The organism is Sphingobium rhizovicinum, assembly GCF_042647625.1.
In the GTDB taxonomy this organism is placed as follows: Bacteria; Pseudomonadota; Alphaproteobacteria; order Sphingomonadales; family Sphingomonadaceae; genus Sphingobium; species Sphingobium rhizovicinum.
The window spans coordinates 904,824-921,067 of the sequence record NZ_JBHRVU010000005.1; the positions used below are offsets into that span (position 1 = coordinate 904,824).

The following is a 16,244-nucleotide window of genomic DNA, read 5'->3' on the forward strand; positions in this document are numbered from 1 at the left end:
TGCCGCGCGACAATCAGGATGAGAGAGCAGCGTCAATCAAGATGAGAATCGCCACCTGCTGATCCGGCGTAGGGCGTAGCCCGGAGCCGGATCAGCAGGTGGCGATTGCGCCCTTTCTGGGGGCGTTTCTGGTGGTTGCGGCCGGTCAGGTACTCAGAGGCATAACTTCGAGAGAGGGGATGCCGCGGATGCCGGGCCGCCACGTCAACGATCATCAGATGAGGCTCTACATGAAGTTCCGACATACCCATGCCGTGCCGGTGGCCGCTGCAAAGGCCGGGATCAGCACGGCGACAGCCTATCGCATTGAGGGAGATCCTCGGCTTCCATCCCAGAAACAGGCCCAGCGAGAGCGGCGGCGCCCGGATCCGTTAGCCGGGATATTCGAGGAAGAGGTCGTGCCCTTGCTTCAGGCGGCGCCTGGCATCAGGGTGGTTGCCATTTTCGAGGAGATGCTGCGCCGGCATCCTGATCTCGATGCGGGCATCCGACGAACATTGGAGCGACGTATCCGGGCGTGGCGGGCCATTCATGGCCCTGAACAGGAAGTGATCTTCCGACAGACGCATGAACCAGGACGGCTCGGCCTGTCGGACTTCACCGAGATGAAGGATGAGGAGGTAACGGTCGCTGGCGTGCCGCTCGACCATCGCCTCTACCATTTCCGTCTGATGTGGTCGGGCTTCGAACACGCCCATGTCATTCTGGGCGGCGAGAGCTATGTCGCTTTGGCCGAGGGGCTGCAAAACGCCCTGTGGGCCGTCGGCGGCGCCCCGACCGAGCATCGCAGCGACAGCCTGTCGGCCGCGTTCCGTAACCTGGATGCCGACGCCCGGCAGGATCTGACGCTGCGCTATGACGCCCTGTGCGAACATTATGGCATGACGCCGACGCGCAACAACCGCGGCATTGCCCATGAGAATGGCGGGATCGAGAGCCCGCACGGGCATTTGAAGGCGGCTATAAAGGACGCGCTGCTGATGCGCGGATCGCGGGACTTCGATGATCTGGCGAGTTACCGGCACTTCATCGACGAGGTCGTCAGCCGCAAGAACCGCCGCAATGGCCCGCGCATCGACGCCGAGCGTGCGGTATTGCAGCCGCTGCCTGGCGCGCGCACCAGCGATTATGAGGAGACGATCGTCACGGTCACCTCGAGCAGCAGCTTCACCCTTCGCAAGGTGTTCTACACCGTGCCCTCACGGCTGATCGGACACAGGCTACGGGTCCGGCTTTACGATGACCGGCTCGATCTCTTCATCGGCGGCACCCACCTGATGACGTTGCGGCGCGGACGGTCCTTCAACAATGGCGCCCACGGCCATGTGGTCGATTATCGGCACGTCATCCATAGCCTGCGGCGCAAACCCATGGCGCTCCTGAAGCTGGTCTATCGTGACCAGCTGTTCCCAAGGGAGCCGTATCATCAGACCTTTGACCGGCTCATCGCCGCGTTGCCCGAACGGACCGCTTGCCGGCAGATGGTAGAGCTGTTGGCAATGGCGCACGAAAGAGCCTGCGAAGCGGAACTCGCGGAACTGCTGGCCGCTGACGTGGCTGCCGATCGTCTCCCTGACATGGATGCCTTGCGGAAACGCTTTGCTCCAGATCCAGCGGCGCTTCCCGATGTGGTGGTGGAACTGGTCCCCCTTGCCACCTACGATGTTCTCCTGACGGGAGAAGCCGCATGAGCCGGAACGCACCCGCTATCGACGCCCAGCGCCTGAGCCTCATCCTCAACGACCTGCGCCTGCCGGCGATCAAACTGGTCTGGTCCGACTTCACCACGCGGGCCGATAAGGAAGGCTGGCCTGGCGCCCGTCTGCTCGCGGCGCTCGCCGAGCATGAGATCGCAGAACGGGATCGTCGCCGGATCGAAAGGCATCTGGGCGAAGCCCGCCTGCCACCGGGCAAGACCCTCGACAGCTTCGCCTTCGACGCGGTGCCGATGATCTCGCGCGCCCAGGTCACAGCGCTGTGTTCCGGCGATGGCTGGCTCGAAAAAGGCGCCAACCTCATCCTGTTCGGTCCACCGGGCGGGGGTAAAACCCATCTGGCAGCGGCAATCGGTCTCGCGCTGATCGAAAATGGCTGGCGTGTCCTGTTCACTCGCACCTCCGATCTGGTCCAGAAACTTCAGGTCGCCCGCCGCGAACTGGCGCTCGAGGCCGCGATCGCCAAGCTCGACAAATATCATCTGCTGGTCCTCGACGACCTCGCATATGTGACCAAGGATCAGGCCGAAACGTCCGTCCTGTTCGAGCTGATCAGCGCGCGGTACGAACGGCGCTCCACGCTCATCACCGCCAACCAGCCCTTCGGTGAATGGAACCGGGTCTTCCCCGATCCCGCCATGACGCTCGCCGCCGTGGACCGCCTTGTGCATCACGCGACGATCTTCGAAATGAACGTCGAGAGCTACCGCCGCCGCTCGGCGATCCAGCGACAATCACGCGCTGGCCGGCCAGCGACCTTCGCGACAATCAAGTCCACCGAGGAAATGTCGCGCAGCGACAATCAAACCTGCGAGTAGCGCTTGCCAGCGTCAATCAAAGCAGGCACCACATGAACACCGCGACGATCAGTTCTCATCCTGATTGACGCCAGCTTCTCATCCAGATCGCCGCGCTATAATAGCCAGGCAGATCGACTGTCCGGACGTCTGAAGCTGCGCCGCCCCAGATCGAATAGCAGACGCGCGGCCCCACTTTCTCGATTTGCTTGAGCAGCCACGTCAGAGCAGCCTTCGCCTCCGCCTGGGCACCAACGCGCAGGAAGGCGTTAATGGTATAGCCTGCGTCGCGGACCCAGGCGAAGCGATAGTCGTAATTTTTCGACCCGCCAATCCGTTCAGGAAGAGAGGTGGTCGCCGCCGCTGCGATCGCACCGCTGGGCGAAAAGAGCAGGAGCTTGAGGACGAGGGCATTTCTGATCAATGCCTCCCGATAAGGTCCGTCACATTGGACCGTCTGCGCCCATGTGCGCCATTCCTCATCCGAGCCGTCAATTCGGGCGTCTATTTCGTCAAGCGAAGGTACCACCAGCGGCTCGTCTTCGCCTGCCACGATCGCGAGAAACTCCGTCTCACCTGCCTCGATCGCTAAACTTGCGGTCGCGCCATTATCGCCCAGATGCTCTATGATCACGCCCGATCCCCGCAGAAAGAGGCCCAGCACGCTGCCGACATGGAAGACATCATGGCCTCCGACATTCTGCATATAGGGGGAGGCGGTCCCCGCCCGGTGGCCAAGCCTCAACGCGATGTCGAAATGTACCGAGCCTTCCAGACCCTCGATACGCCGCGCCAATTCGCACCAGGGCAAGCGTCCCGCAGAACCGCTGTTGAGCGATTCGACCATTCGCGCCTTGCCGCCAGCGGTCGTGAATATAGTCTCGAGGACATTACTCTCGGGACGATAGGCCCGCTCGACCTCGAACGCTTCAACAGGCGTGATGGCGAAATAGCCGCCCTCCTGCAGATCAAGCAACCGATCGAACAGGGGCGGAGAATCGAGATTGGGGACACACCACCAGTCGAGCGACCCATCGCTACCGCTCAGGGCCACGGTCCGGCCATCGCCCAGGGCCGCATAATGTTCGAGATGAAGATAGTTGTCCGCGTCGCGCCGGGGGCGAGCGTTGTCGAGCCGAGTCCTGTTAATGACGACATTCCCTTGAACTGATTTCAGGCGAGAACGCACGAGAGGCGGCCTGTTTTCCTGATCCAGATCAGAGCTTTGAATAAGATTGCCATCCTGCTGAGCCCGGTGTGGAACTCGATGGCTCTGCGGCTCGTAGTTTGCCGTGTCGCCTAGAACGGCAAACCGGACTGTCGTCCATCATCCCCATCAGCAAGGAGCGAACATGGCAGAGCGTCTCACCATGCAGGACCCGCGCGCACAATATCCCAAGCCCCCCTTTCCAGAGCAGCCGCAGCCGGTTCCCGGTATCGCTGCGGACATGGATCCCAGGCCTGACCATGGCGAGGAAAGCTATACCGGCTCGGGCAAACTCAAGGGCCGCAAGGCGCTGGTCACCGGCGGTGACAGCGGCATCGGCCGAGCTGCCGCTATCGCCTATGCGCGCGAGGGCGCCGATGTCGCCATCTCCTATCTTCCAAGCGAAGAGGAGGACGCAAAGGCGGTCATCGCCCTGATCGAGGCAGAGGGCCGCAAGGCGGTCGCACTGCCTGGCGACATCACGGACGAGAACTGGTGCCGCAAGCTCGTCGATGAAGCGGTAAATGGTCTTGGCGGGCTCGACATTCTCGTCATCAACGCTGGCAGCCAGCAATATCGCGATGATGTTGAGGCAGTGAGTTCGGAAGATTTCGACCGCACGCTCAAGACCAATCTCTACGCCATGCACTGGATCACACAGGCCGCCGTGCCGCATCTTCCCGCCGGCGCGTCGGTGATCACAACCGCCTCCGTCCAGGCCTATGAGCCCTCGGCCATATTGCTCGATTATGCCACGACCAAGGCCGGCATCGTCGCCTATACCAAGGCGCTGGCCAAACAGCTGATCGAAAAGGGCATCCGGGCAAATGTGGTTGCCCCCGGTCCATTCTGGACGGTCCTGCAATCCAGTGGCGGTCAGCCGCAGGACAAGGTCACCAAGTTCGGGGAGCAGAGCCAGTTCGGCCGTCCCGGTCAGCCGGTCGAGATCGCGCCCGTCTATGTGCTGCTGGCCTCGCAGGAGGGTAGCTATATCACCGGTGAAGTCTATGGCGTGACCGGCGGCGCAGGGATCGCTTGACGCAAGGATGGCCCCGCGTCACCGCGGGGCCACCGTCCCAACAGATATGGTTCTGACAGGATAACGCCGGGCCGCCACCTCAAGACGGAGCGGCACGGCCAGAGGTCTTAGTCGCGCAGGCTATCGGGAACCACGCCGCCATTTTCAGCGAGTTTCGTCATCACCGCCCTGTGCAGCGCGATATTCTGCTCGGCGCTGCCATCAGCGCCCTCATGGACAGCCAGTTCGTCGGCCAGTTCCTTGCGCGCCGCAAGGCTGGAATCGAGATCGAGCAGCTTCAACAGATCGACGATCGAACTTTGGTAATTTCCACCGCCGCCCTTGGCGTCGGCCATGGCCGAAAGGACCGCGCCGACATCGACCTGCGGCAGCGAGGCTGCCTCAGGTGACGCGGTGGCCGCGGCGGGCGACGCAGGGGGCGTAGTGGCTGGCGGGGTCGGCCTGGCCGTCTGGACATTCGTGGCGGGTGCAGGAGCGCCATTGCTTGCCTTCTGGTCGTCATGACCAAAAATCTTGTCCCTGATCTTGCTGAAGATGCCCATGTGCCTGTCCTCCGTTTGATGGTTCAATCATCACCAAACGGCGGGTGGCAAAGAAGGCTCCCATGGGAACGAGCTTGGACGCGGCGGGTTGACGTTCCGACAGAGGATGATCCGGGAGACGATCGATGAAGATGCAGTTCGCGACAGTGGCGATATCATTGGCAGCGCTAACACTTGGCGGATGCGGCAAGAAGGTCGATACGACGTCCAACAATGCCGCGGCAGCGCCGTTGAACAGCGTCAACGCCATCGAACCGGCGCGCGTTGCGGAGAGCGCAGGTCAGATGTTCGCCAATACAGCAGCGGCGAGCGATACATTCGAAATCGAAAGCTCGAGATTGGCGCAAGCCAACAGCCAGTCGGCGTCCGTAAAGAAATTTGCGGAGTCGATGATCAAGGCGCATACCGATTCAACGGCAAAGCTCGGCCAGGCTGCGAGCGCTGCGTCCCCGGCCATCGTACCCAAGCCGCTCCTGTCCAGCGCGCAGCAACAGTCGCTCGACGCGCTCAAGGGCAAGAAAGGGGCAGACTTCGATGCCGCCTATATCGAAGCGCAGACCCGGGGACATCAGGAGACGCTCGAAACGCTCAAAGCCTATTCTGCCAATGGGGACGTTCCCTCGTTGAAGGAATTCGCGACCAAGCTTGTTCCCATCGTGACAGCCCATCTCAACATGGCTAAGGGCCTCAAGTCCTGAGCGAAGGTTCCTTTTTCAGAATCTCTGCGTGTACGGACGGGCCATGGCGGTGATCGCCAATGACCCGGCTCCCTGCCCCTTCGATCTTGCATGAGGCAGATCGACGGGGCTTTTGGCCCTGCCAGCAAATGCCGCGTCGAGGATATCGTGCGTTTATCCTCGTACCGGCCTGGACTGAAGGCACCCGACACAACGCTGCGACGCCCTCATATTCTCACTTCAAGTACGCCGGGCCATTGTGTTTCAGGATATTCCGTCATCGATCGACTGGGTCGTCGTGCGATCTTGCCGATGACCGGACGGTTATGGGCTATTGGCAGGTCGATGCCGGTCCCTATGCACCAGACTGTTGTTGTGATGATGCTCTTTGGGCGTGGGACCGGCAGCCTTTGGTCTGCCTTGTGCCGAGATAGCTTTCAAAGTTTTTCGAAGCTCGGCCGGATTTGAGGGTGAGCGTACAATTTATCGCCAGCGCCTTGAGGACCATGATCTTTTCCTGCTTGCAGATTAGGATTTTGGTGTCTGGTCATGATTGCCCATGAGGCAGGAAATCAGGCGTTGCCTTTACGTCGCCGCGTTTCCCAACCCTTTTTCGCGGCAGCGGACCGGTCGGAAGCGCTCCGGCTGGAACCGCCTTTGCGTCCGCCCTCGCGCGAACTGTCATGATTTTCAGCCTTGCCGCGTCCGGAACCCGATTTGTTTCCGCCGCCCGATTCCTTATTGACCGTCGCCCAGGCGCGACGCTCGGCCTCCTTGTGAGAAACGCCGCGATCCTCATATCCCTCTTCGATATGGGCGGCCTTGCGTTTCTGCTTGTCGCTATAGCTCGACTTGTCACCTTTCGGCATCGCATCTCTCCTTATTCGGCATCGGGTAGCTGCGCATTTGACGGCTCATGGAAAGGGCAGCCGTTCAACCGCCCGCGCAGCTCGGACGACGCAGCATAGGCCACTTTGCGCGCTCGCATCACCGCACCGAGCGGACGATGCGCCTCGATCCCATGCCAAGGATTGAACGCTGTCTGATCGTCGAGCACCCGCGCTCTGTCCCAAGTCCAGCTCGGCTGTGGCGCAATGCTGATGACCGCGACCGCAACATAGGGATTGTCCTCTTCAGGCCAGGCAACCGCCGCATCCTCGATCGGATTGGCAGTAAGATCACGGGCAAGCTGAACGCATATTTCCCATTCACCGCCCTGCGCCGCCAGCAGGCTGGCAATCTCTTCCCGCAGCGCATCGTCACGACCGGCGATGTCGATTTCCTGGCCTTCGAGCGCCTTGAAATTCTCTGAGAGCGGGACGACGCCAAGTTTGGCGATATAGTCGCCATAACGGATCGGCGCCTGGGTGAAGAAGCTCTCGCCAAGGGGGTGGGTGTGGCGATGGCCGCCAAGCTGTTCGAGCAAGGCGCTCTCGCCGCCCAGTGCTTCGACGCCCTTCTCGGCCGTTCGAAAGACGGCAGATACTGCCTTTTTAAGTCCTTCGACCTTGTCGGTGGTCTTGGCGAGCAGCTTCAGGTTCGCGAGTAACTTCTTTGGACCCGGGGTCGGAAAGGCAACACCATTGGCGAACAGGAAATCCTGCGTACTGTCGCCTTCGCTCCCTGCCAGCCTCTGGCCTTCGACGCCGACGAGCTTGATTGCAAAGCCACGGATCAATGAGACGCTGTCAGGCAATATGTCGCCAGCACCGGTGGATATTCTTACCAAAGCATCAAAGCTCTTCGGCTCGGTAAAAACGCCCTGCGCGTAGTGAGGCGGCAATCCTTCAAGCACGCGAACGCGCGCCTGAAGGAGGGCATGGCTCTTGGCATGGACGCCGCGAAACCCGTGGCCCAGATCACGATATGTAGTCTCGATGATCTGGCGGAAAGTGTCCGCCAGTTCGGCATTTACGTCCGCCTCATCCTGGTAAATCCGCTCGATGTCGGTCGTATAGGGGATCGGGCTGCTCATCGGGCCTCCGGCGATAGTTTGAAACATCTCAATCCGGGCGCGCGCTGTCGCGATCCCCGGCCGGATAGTCCTCGGGTTTTACCGTGCCGACATTAGGCCGGTCCTCGACCTTTTCGAAGGGCTTCCCCTTAGGCCGATCATCCTCAGCCTCATGGACTGGACGCGCATCGCCGAGCGGCCCTCGCGCTACCTTGCGGGTGTCTTCGGACATCTCAGCCTCCTATTGCGCACTGCCGGGCTCAGCCATTTTACGATGCTGCTCAGCCAATATTGATTGTGGAACTAGACCCGCTGCTGCGACCTGCAGCTTGTTCGAGAAGCCCGAAACGATATGGCCCTTTCCGGCCAGGAGCGCGTCCCAGCCATCCTTTGCAACCTTGGCCGGATCGGCCTTGTTATCGTCGGCACCTACCGCAGTGTCGGCGCCCAGGCCAGCGCGGTCGAAAAATTCCGTGTCGGTCACGCCGGGCATCAGCGTCGTCAGCGTGACGCCCTTATGATCCTTCAGTTCATTGCGCAGCGCTTCGGTGAAATTGTCGACGAAAGCCTTGGTGCCGTTGTAGACCGCGTTGAAGCTGCCGGGAATGAAACCGGCGATCGAGCCGGTGACCAGGATCTTTCCCGAATCGCGCGCTACCATCGGGCCAAGCACCTTCTGAAGAAGGTAGATGGTGCCGGTGATGTTGGTGTCGATGACATGGCGCCAATCGGACAGTTGCTGGTCGAGAAATGCGTTTCCCAGGCCATGCCCTGCGTTCGCGCAGAGCAAGTCGACCTGTCGCCCGCCAGCACGATCGAACAATTGATCGACGCCCTGGATAGTCGAAAGATCGACCTCGAGCGTATCGACCGCAACGCCGAAGCTCGCGAGTCCAGCCGAGGCATCGGCAAAGGGCGTGTCGGCAACGACGAGGAGATCATAGCCGTCCTTAGCCGCCAGTTTTGCCAATTTGGCGCCAATCCCGCTCGACGCGCCGGTGATGATTGCGAATTAATCAGCCATATCTTTTTTCCTCACGCGGCGACGCGATCAAGGCCGGGCTTCAGCACGATCTTGGTCACTTCGTTCTGCTGGTCGTGGAACATCTTGTAGCCCTTGGGAGCATCCTCCAGCCCCATGCGGTGCGAGATGAGGAAGGTCGTATCGATCTTCCCTTCGACGATCGCATCCAAGAGCGCGGGCATATAATGCTGAACGCTGGTCTGGCCGGTCTTGAGCGTCAGCCCCTTCTCCATGAAGGCACCCAGCGGGAATTTATCGACAAAGCCGCCATAGACGGCCGGCATGGAGACCCGTCCGCCCTTGCGGCAGGCATGGATCGCCTGTCGGATCGAATGGGTTCTGTCGGTGCCGAGGAACATCGACGCCTTGACCTGATCGACCACATTGTCGAGGAAGAAGCCGTGCGCTTCGAGACCGACCGCGTCGATAACCGCGTCAGGACCGATGCCGCCGGTCATCTCCATCAGCGCCTCATAGGTCTTCGATTCCTCATAATTGATGGTTTCGGCTCCGAAGCGCTTCGCCAGCTCAAGCCGATGAGGGAAATGGTCGATCGCGATCACCCGCTGCGCGCCCATTAGGAACGCGGACTGGACCGCGAACAGGCCGACCGGCCCGCAGCCCCAGACGGCGACGGTATCGCCCGGCTCGATGTCGGCATATTCCGCCGCCTGCCAGCCGGTTGGCAGAATATCGGAGAGGAAAAGGACCTGGTCATCATCCAACCCATCGGGAACGACGATCGGCCCGACGTCGGAAAATGGGACACGGACATATTCGGCCTGGCCCCCCGCATAGCCGCCGGTCAGATGGCTGTAGCCGAACAGTCCGGGCATCGGCTGGCCATACATTTCCTGGCCGATGTCCTGATTGTCGGCGGGATTGCCGTTATCGCAGGCGGAATATTGGTGTTTGCCGCAATGGTAGCAGCTCCCGCAGGCGATGGTGAAAGGCACCACGACCCGCTGACCCTTCTTCAAGGTCGATTTTGCGCCGGTCTCGACCACCTCGCCCATAAACTCATGGCCAAGGATGTCGCCCGCTTTCATCGTCGGGATATAGCCATCGTAAAGGTGCAGGTCCGAACCGCAGATGGCGGTCGAGCTGATCTTGATGATGGCGTCGCGCGGATTGAGGATTTCAGGGTCGTCGACGGTATCCACGCGGACATCATGCTTACCGTGCCAGGTGAGCGCGCGCATCAGTTCTTCTCCTCGGCAAATTGCTGGGCGGTGCGGGCGGCAGTGGCGACCTCACCGGTTTCCATAAGCTGCTTGAAGCGCCGCAGATCGCGCCGCGCCTGAATGGCTGGTTCGCGCTGGAACATCTTGGCGACGATCTTGCCTATGAACCCGGCGGGCGGGTCATAGGCGATGGTGGCCGTGACGATCGTGCCGCGTTCGCCTGCGTCCCGAAATTCAATTCGGCCGCTATTGGGGACGTCAGCGCCTTCGACAGAAGTCCAGGCGATCAACTCACCGTCTATCTCTTCTGTGATCACGGCATCCCATTCGACGGTCTTTCCCGCCGGCGCCTTCACCACCCAGTGGGAGCGTTCAGCGGCCAGAATGTCCACGCGCTCCACATTGTCCATGAAGCTGGGCAGCCGGGTAAAGTCGCGCCAATAGGCAAAAAGTTCGGCGCGAGGGCAGTTGATGGTCACGGACTTGCCGATGAGGCTTTCATGGCCCGCCCCCTCGATGGCGGTTGCGGCCTGTTTCTTCTGCTCGCTCGACTTTGCAGTGGCCGCAGGGGCATCGTCTGTCGCATGGCTCATGGGCATAGCTCCTTGGGCATGGGAAAATGGGCTGCGCCAGCATGGATGGGCGCATCAAAGGCGAACCTTGGTCTCGCCGCTACTCAACGCTACGGTCTCGACAATAGCCCCATGACCGGCAGCATAAATCTTATTGATAGAGATCAGTTTTGGCACCGCGCTATGCGCTGGGCCGCGCCACAAATGGCCTCTCAAGCCTCTTCTGGTGTAAATACTGCCTTGGGCTGCTGGAACGGACAGTGGCGTGAGCCGTTCGCTCGGCCATCCCCACCAGTCGAGGAGTGTTCCATGAAGACTGTAATATTCGTCCATGGCATGTTTCAAAATCCTGTCAGTTGGCAGAAATGGACCAGTTATTTTAGCGAGAAGGGCTATGATTGCGTGACCCCGGCCTGGCCGCTTCATGCGGGAAACCCCGTCGATCTGCGTGAGAGCCCGCCTGAAGGCTTGGGCGATCTCCACCTTCATGAGGTGATCGAAGCGATCGAGGCCCAAGTGCGGCGTTACGACCTGCCGATCATGATCGGTCATTCGGTCGGTGGGCTCATCACCCAGATCCTGCTTAGTCGCGGATTGCTGTCGAGCGGCGTTGCGATCAATTCGGTCGCGCCTAACGCGATGATCGATCTCGACTGGGGCTTCATCAAGAACAGCGCGATCATCGCAAACCCCCTGAAGGGCAATGCGCCTGTGCTTATGGATGAAAAAACCTTCCATGGCACCTTCGCCAACACGCTCAGCGAAGCCGAGGCTGCAGCCGAGTTCGAGGCAACGGCTACGCATGACAGCCGCAATGTGCTGCGCGATTGCATGGGCGAGGATGGCCGGATCGATCTCGACGCGCCCCACGCGCCACTGCTGTTGATTGGTGGTGAAGAGGATCAGATCATCCCTGCGCACCTCACCGAGAAGAATTTCAAGGCGTACACGGATGCCGCGAGCCTGACCGAGTTTCTGCCCTTCGCCGGTCGCAGCCACTATATTTGCAGTGAACCGGGCTGGCAGGATGTCGCGGAAGCCGCCTACCAGTTTATCGAGCGCAACAGCGCCGCAACCAGCGTCGGCGCGATCATCTGATAGCCCCTGCCGGTCCGCAGGCAAGGCGCCTCGGGCCGGCGCAGACTTGTCCATTCAACCCCGGACTGCTGCCCACGGAGTGTCACGTGGCATTCTTTACCGACGGACCGAAAGCAAGGAAGCCGTCACCCACAGGATCATGAGGATTGGAGGATGGTCATGGTGCGGAACAACGGACTGACACTCGTCCTACTGTTGTTTTTTGGAGCGAGCATTATCGGGCAATGGATCGCGGGCTGGCATGTTCAGGTCGAAGATGCGCACCGCCATGGCGAACAGGCGCTTTCGCTCAGCGCCTACAGCTTCAGCCCCGAATTTCTCTCCAGTGTCTTTGAAAATTGGGAGAGCGAGTTCCTTCAGATGTCAGCCTATGTGGTGCTGACAGCTTTCCTCATCCAGCACGGTTCGGCCGAATCCAAGGACCCGGACGGGCCGCCGCGAGACGCAGACCTCGATCTCCAGGCGAGCAAGCCCGGTGCACCGAAAATCCTGCGATGGGGGCCAATCTGGCGCGCTCTCTATGCGCAATCGCTCGGCCTGGCTCTGGCCGCCCTTTTCGTCATCTCTTTCGTCATCCACTGGAGCCAAAGCGCCAGGGTGGCGGCGCAGGATGCAATAGCACATGGAGAACAGCCGCTGACAACGATAGCCTATCTCGGCGATACTCAGCTTTGGTTTGAATCCTTCCAAAACTGGCAAAGCGAATTTCTCTCCACTGCAGTTCTGGTGCTTCTATCCATTTTCCTGCGCCAACGGGAATCGCCGGAATCCAAGGCTGTTGCAGCCCATCATAACCAGACGGGCGAGTAAGCAGGTATGGATGGCTCCATACTCCCGGCCTCCTTCCTATTTGCGAGTCGTTAGCGAGGAACCATAGTTGGTGCCGATAGCTTCATTGGCCATCGCCCCATAGGAAAATTAGGATGGCCGAGCCGCAATTCACCGATGCGATCGCCCTGTTGAAGGCCGACCACCGCAAGGTCGAGGATCTGTTCGAGAAGTTCGAGGGCGCGAAATCCGCAGAGCGCAAGCAGGCGCTGGCGCACGAGATTTGCGTCGAGCTCAAAATCCACACGCTCATCGAGGAAGAAATCTTCTATCCCGCTTTCCGCGGGTTGATCGAGGACGACACGCTCGACGAAGCCTATGTCGAACATGATGGCGCCAAGGTGCTGATCAACGATTTGGAGGCCGGGTCGCCAGACGACGCTTTCTACGATGCAAAGGTCAAGGTACTTTCGGAAGAAATCAAGCATCATGTCCATGAGGAGGAAATGCCGTCGGAGGGCATGTTCGCTCAGTGTCGGAAGACGGATGTCGATCTTGTGGCACTTCGCGACGCGATGGCCGCACGCAAGAAGGAATTGCTCGCGCAAGCAAAGACAGACGGGCTGCCCGCTGCAAAGCCGACAGCTGTGAACCTGCTCGCAGCCTGATCAGCCGGTAAAACGCGATGGGCCGGCGTCTGAAAATGGCGGCGGCTTATTCCCGCGATAAAAGCCTGGAATCCTCCAACTCGGAGTAAGCCTTCTCATGTGCTAAGGCGTCCCCGGAAGCTAATCGTCTATCGACCAGCGTCGAAGTCACCCTGTCTGACGTTTGCGCTTTGTAATTTACACTTATCAATGGCGCAGGACGGGAAGATATGCATGTAATATATTTCGAGGCAAAGCATGTCGACACGCTCGCACTTGTCACCGACGCCTACCGCGATGATATGGTAATTGAAGGCGGATGCCTGCGCGAGAATGCGCCGCCTTATAATTCGCCCATGCCGACCTGCCGGAAGATGAGCAAGCCAATCTTTGATGCGGACTAAATCGATAGGAATGAAAACGCCGCCCGGGACCGGGCGGCGTTGCACACCATGACGGTGGAATTATTCCTTGGCACCGGTTCCAGGCTCGGTCGTCTTGGGAGCCTTGCCGTCCTCGATACGGCCTTCGTTGCGAAGATCGCGACCTTCCTGCGCCTTCTTCTTCGCTTCAGGCGTGTCGCTATGCTCGTTCAGCTCCTCTTTTACAAAGCCAGCCGCCTCTTTTGCCTTACCTTCGATGCTCATGATTATCTCCTTCAATGTAGGGACATATTCAGAACACCCAGCCAATCATCGCGTTCCCTTTTCCACCTTATATTCGAACTAAGATAAATCTTGATCATGATCAGCTTTTTACAATGATTTTGGCGAGAGAACTTGTTTTGCAGTAAGGCGGGTAGCAATTCCTCGCTCTTTTGAGCAAGCGCCAAGGCCGCCGCATCATTCCCATCCTGGGCTCACAGAGCGGGATTTGCTCCTGCTTTAAGTAGCAGATTGATAACAGGCTCGCGGCCAAACAAAGCGGCCATCATCGATGCGGTCTGACCGGCGCGGTTGCCATGGTCAGGATCAGCACCGGCCTCGATCAGGGACTTTGCTATGTTTTCATTGCCTTTGAAGGCGACGCCCATCAACGCAGAATTTCCTCGTTTGCAACGCCGTCTGGCGCTGCGCCTAATGAAAGGAGAAGATCAGTCGTTGTTTCATGGCCATGATAGCTTGCCAGTATGAGGCTGCTATGCCCTTTTTCATCGACTGCCTCTATGTCCCCCCCCGCTTGCAGAAGCGCAGCTATCATATCATCACGGCCAAGCCGTGCTTCTTCAAATAGCAAGGATTGCAGTCGCTCTGCAGAAGACAGCGGCTGCCTAGGGTCGTTTGACATGCCCGGCGTCATGCTTCTATGCAGCTAGCCTCGACAAACGCCGCAGCATCGAGGTCGACGACAAGCGCGCGATCCCAAAAACGGACCTGATCGGGCAATTCAAGGAAGGCTTTAGCATAAGCAGCGCTGGCGATGGCGATGATACCCTCGTCGCGATTCATTTCGGCTACGCTGGCGGCTTCCATCAGTTTCAGGCTGTTCTGATCATTCCGAACGGGGACGCCCTGCGGCGGAGTGAGTGTGGTTCCTTTTCCTACCTGATGAACTTCGTCACCGTCACCAAATCGATTCTCAAACTCGCCCGCTCGAATGGGAAATTTCCGATCGCCCATTTTGGGCGAGCTTTTCACAGCAGCGCGATCCTTGCGCCCGTCAGGGGGCCATAGCCATGAAGACGGCTCCTGTATGCCAGTGAGAGAACGCACGAAATTCAAGCATCGTCGACCAACCATCCGGTGCCCGTGCTGTTGCATCACGCTGACGCAGATTAACAAACATCATAGCGAAAGATCATGAGCGCGGGATCGCACGGCCGGCTTTTCGGTTAAGCACAATTGGATCATTGACTGCGAGGATCTGCTGCTCGACCATGTTTCTGGACCGTTTTCTTGCCAACCGCCGTGGCGTCGATCTCACCAATGAGGAAAGGTCGCTGCTTGAAGGCGCGATCAGCGAAATTCGATCGGTGGAACCGCGTCGTACGCTCATCGAAGCGGGGGAGAAAGTTTGCGCCAGCACCTATTTGCTGGAAGGCATATTATCGCGATTTATCGACGATAAGAAAGGTTTGCGACAATTGGTCGCCGTCCATGTGCCCGGAGAATTCGTGGATCTGCACGCCTATCCCATGCGCGAGCTTGATCATTCTGTCGGCACCTTGACCGCGGCAACCGTCGCTATCGTTCCGCACAGCGCCCTCGAGAAAATTTTGAATCCGCGCCCGGAGCTCGCTCGAAAGCTATGGTTTTCTACCCTGATCGATGCAGCAATGCATCGTGCCTGGTTGTTTCGGGTTGGCCGGCTCGATGCGGTAGGCCGGATTGCGCATTTTCTGTGTGAGATCAATGCGCGCCTCGAAGCTGTTGCCCTTTCCGACGGGCGGCGCTTCGTGCTGGCTCTCACCCAAAGCGATATTGCCGAAATATGCGGATTGACCACCGTCCATACCAACAGAGCGTTTCGTCAATTGCGCGAGGCGGGGCTTTGCAACATGCGCGCCTCGCTGGTCGAAATTGAAGATCTCTCCGCCCTCATGCGGCGCGGGGATTTCAGTCCCCACTATCTGTATCTGGAACAAAGTCCGCTTTCTAACAAGGATGAGGAAGAGTTGAAATGAAGGATAATCAATCCGTCGAACCCTTCGCCGACGCCGGGGTTGCCGCAGTGGAAGATGGGCACGTCGTTCTCGATGGCCCGGATGGGATCGCAATCACTCTGACACCACAAGCCGCCGTGGCAACGGGACGTAGCCTGGTTGAAGCTGGTGAAGCGGCTTTGGAGCAGACAAAGGGCGCTGATGAAGCCAACTCATAGCATGGCAATTATTTTCTGCTTTGGGGAACATATAGTTTTTTGACTGAAGAATTCATGATGGAAGGGCCCGATCTAAATCTTGTACATATTCGTTTCGCAAATTTCGACCTAAAGGGCAGCATCCCGATTGAAGGGATCGATTAGCCATAAAAGCGGAAGTTGATTTTTATCAATGTGAATCCCGGCTGTGCAACGTCACC

At 59.2% G+C, this 16,244-nt stretch carries 21 protein-coding genes; 9 read left to right on the forward strand and 12 right to left on the reverse strand.

Features of this window, described 5'->3' with window-relative positions; all coding sequences use genetic code 11:
* Positions 1 to 188: 188 nt before the first annotated feature.
* Positions 189 to 1,691 carry an IS21 family transposase gene (istA, locus tag ACFOKF_RS22790; RefSeq protein WP_380799335.1) on the forward strand — a complete coding sequence of 501 codons (1,503 nt, stop codon included), beginning with the start codon at positions 189 to 191 and terminating at the stop codon, positions 1,689 to 1,691.
* A complete protein-coding gene (gene istB, locus ACFOKF_RS22795; RefSeq protein WP_380798881.1) occupies positions 1,688 to 2,533 on the forward strand; it encodes an IS21-like element helper ATPase IstB in 846 nt (281 codons plus the stop codon). Before istA ends, istB begins: the two co-directional genes overlap by 4 nt.
* Positions 2,534 to 2,588: 55 nt before the next feature.
* Here istB and ACFOKF_RS22800 read toward each other — a convergent pair whose 3' ends face one another.
* Positions 2,589 to 3,701: a glycoside hydrolase family 15 protein gene (locus ACFOKF_RS22800; protein WP_380798882.1), complete on the reverse strand. Its 1,113-nt coding sequence runs from the start codon at positions 3,699 to 3,701 to the stop codon at positions 2,589 to 2,591.
* Between the two features lie 163 nt (positions 3,702 to 3,864).
* Between ACFOKF_RS22800 and ACFOKF_RS22805 the strand changes: the two genes are divergently transcribed.
* The gene (locus ACFOKF_RS22805) at positions 3,865 to 4,758 is read left to right on the forward strand and encodes an SDR family oxidoreductase (protein WP_380798883.1); all 894 of its coding nucleotides are present in this window, start codon (positions 3,865 to 3,867) and stop codon (positions 4,756 to 4,758) included.
* A gap of 107 nt (positions 4,759 to 4,865) precedes the next feature.
* Here the strand turns inward: ACFOKF_RS22805 and ACFOKF_RS22810 are convergent, their stop codons facing one another.
* A complete protein-coding gene (locus ACFOKF_RS22810; protein WP_380798884.1) occupies positions 4,866 to 5,300 on the reverse strand; it encodes a DUF3597 domain-containing protein in 435 nt (144 codons plus the stop codon).
* A gap of 125 nt (positions 5,301 to 5,425) precedes the next feature.
* Between ACFOKF_RS22810 and ACFOKF_RS22815 the strand changes: the two genes are divergently transcribed.
* Positions 5,426 to 5,998, forward strand: coding sequence for a DUF4142 domain-containing protein (locus ACFOKF_RS22815; RefSeq protein WP_380798886.1), 573 nt, complete (start codon positions 5,426 to 5,428; stop codon positions 5,996 to 5,998).
* Between the two features lie 551 nt (positions 5,999 to 6,549).
* Here the strand turns inward: ACFOKF_RS22815 and ACFOKF_RS22820 are convergent.
* The 6 genes from ACFOKF_RS22820 to ACFOKF_RS22845 all read right to left on the reverse strand — a co-directional run bounded on the left by ACFOKF_RS22820 (position 6,550) and on the right by ACFOKF_RS22845 (position 10,732).
* Positions 6,550 to 6,846, reverse strand: a complete 297-nt coding sequence (locus ACFOKF_RS22820) for a plasmid stabilization protein (RefSeq protein ID WP_380798887.1) — start codon at positions 6,844 to 6,846, stop codon at positions 6,550 to 6,552.
* Between the two features lie 11 nt (positions 6,847 to 6,857).
* Positions 6,858 to 7,952 (reverse strand): catalase family protein, encoded by a 1,095-nt coding sequence (locus ACFOKF_RS22825; protein ID WP_380798888.1) that lies wholly within the window; start codon positions 7,950 to 7,952, stop codon positions 6,858 to 6,860.
* Between the two features lie 28 nt (positions 7,953 to 7,980).
* Positions 7,981 to 8,163 (reverse strand): hypothetical protein, encoded by a 183-nt coding sequence (locus tag ACFOKF_RS22830; RefSeq protein ID WP_380798889.1) that lies wholly within the window; start codon positions 8,161 to 8,163, stop codon positions 7,981 to 7,983.
* A gap of 9 nt (positions 8,164 to 8,172) precedes the next feature.
* Entirely contained in the window at positions 8,173 to 8,901 is a 729-nt protein-coding gene (locus ACFOKF_RS22835) for an SDR family NAD(P)-dependent oxidoreductase (RefSeq protein ID WP_380798891.1), read from the reverse strand.
* 65 nt (positions 8,902 to 8,966) lie between these two features.
* On the reverse strand, positions 8,967 to 10,157 hold the full coding sequence (locus tag ACFOKF_RS22840) for a zinc-dependent alcohol dehydrogenase (protein ID WP_380798893.1): 1,191 nt from the start codon (positions 10,155 to 10,157) through the stop codon (positions 8,967 to 8,969).
* Positions 10,157 to 10,732, reverse strand: coding sequence for an SRPBCC family protein (locus ACFOKF_RS22845; protein ID WP_380798894.1), 576 nt, complete (start codon positions 10,730 to 10,732; stop codon positions 10,157 to 10,159). Before ACFOKF_RS22845 ends, ACFOKF_RS22840 begins: the two co-directional genes overlap by 1 nt.
* Before the next feature lie 45 nt (positions 10,733 to 10,777).
* On the opposite strand from ACFOKF_RS22845, the gene ACFOKF_RS22850 reads away from it, so the two are divergent.
* From ACFOKF_RS22850 to ACFOKF_RS22860, 3 genes are all read left to right on the forward strand, one after another.
* Positions 10,778 to 11,809 (forward strand): alpha/beta hydrolase, encoded by a 1,032-nt coding sequence (locus ACFOKF_RS22850; RefSeq protein WP_380798896.1) that lies wholly within the window; start codon positions 10,778 to 10,780, stop codon positions 11,807 to 11,809.
* A gap of 159 nt (positions 11,810 to 11,968) precedes the next feature.
* Positions 11,969 to 12,619 (forward strand): DUF6766 family protein, encoded by a 651-nt coding sequence (locus ACFOKF_RS22855; protein ID WP_380798897.1) that lies wholly within the window; start codon positions 11,969 to 11,971, stop codon positions 12,617 to 12,619.
* Positions 12,620 to 12,732: 113 nt separating this feature from the next.
* The gene (locus ACFOKF_RS22860; RefSeq protein WP_380798899.1) at positions 12,733 to 13,245 is read left to right on the forward strand and encodes a hemerythrin domain-containing protein; all 513 of its coding nucleotides are present in this window, start codon (positions 12,733 to 12,735) and stop codon (positions 13,243 to 13,245) included.
* Positions 13,246 to 13,688: 443 nt separating this feature from the next.
* On the opposite strand, the gene ACFOKF_RS22865 is transcribed toward ACFOKF_RS22860, so the two are convergent.
* The 4 genes from ACFOKF_RS22865 to ACFOKF_RS22880 all read right to left on the reverse strand — a co-directional run bounded on the left by ACFOKF_RS22865 (position 13,689) and on the right by ACFOKF_RS22880 (position 14,861).
* Entirely contained in the window at positions 13,689 to 13,871 is a 183-nt protein-coding gene (locus tag ACFOKF_RS22865) for a hypothetical protein (RefSeq protein ID WP_093087339.1), read from the reverse strand.
* Positions 13,872 to 14,083: 212 nt separating this feature from the next.
* On the reverse strand, positions 14,084 to 14,257 hold the full coding sequence (locus tag ACFOKF_RS22870; RefSeq protein ID WP_380798900.1) for an ankyrin repeat domain-containing protein: 174 nt from the start codon (positions 14,255 to 14,257) through the stop codon (positions 14,084 to 14,086).
* Positions 14,257 to 14,523, reverse strand: a complete 267-nt coding sequence (locus tag ACFOKF_RS22875; RefSeq protein WP_380798901.1) for a hypothetical protein — start codon at positions 14,521 to 14,523, stop codon at positions 14,257 to 14,259. Before ACFOKF_RS22875 ends, ACFOKF_RS22870 begins: the two co-directional genes overlap by 1 nt.
* Positions 14,520 to 14,861, reverse strand: coding sequence for a hypothetical protein (locus ACFOKF_RS22880; protein WP_380798902.1), 342 nt, complete (start codon positions 14,859 to 14,861; stop codon positions 14,520 to 14,522). The genes ACFOKF_RS22875 and ACFOKF_RS22880 overlap by 4 nt, the downstream gene beginning before the upstream one ends.
* A gap of 239 nt (positions 14,862 to 15,100) precedes the next feature.
* On the opposite strand from ACFOKF_RS22880, the gene ACFOKF_RS22885 reads away from it, so the two are divergent.
* Together ACFOKF_RS22885 and ACFOKF_RS22890 are read left to right on the forward strand one after the other, a co-directional pair.
* Positions 15,101 to 15,847, forward strand: coding sequence for a Crp/Fnr family transcriptional regulator (locus tag ACFOKF_RS22885; RefSeq protein ID WP_380798903.1), 747 nt, complete (start codon positions 15,101 to 15,103; stop codon positions 15,845 to 15,847).
* Positions 15,844 to 16,044: a hypothetical protein gene (locus tag ACFOKF_RS22890; protein WP_093087344.1), complete on the forward strand. Its 201-nt coding sequence runs from the start codon at positions 15,844 to 15,846 to the stop codon at positions 16,042 to 16,044. Before ACFOKF_RS22885 ends, ACFOKF_RS22890 begins: the two co-directional genes overlap by 4 nt.
* Positions 16,045 to 16,244 lie beyond the last annotated feature (200 nt).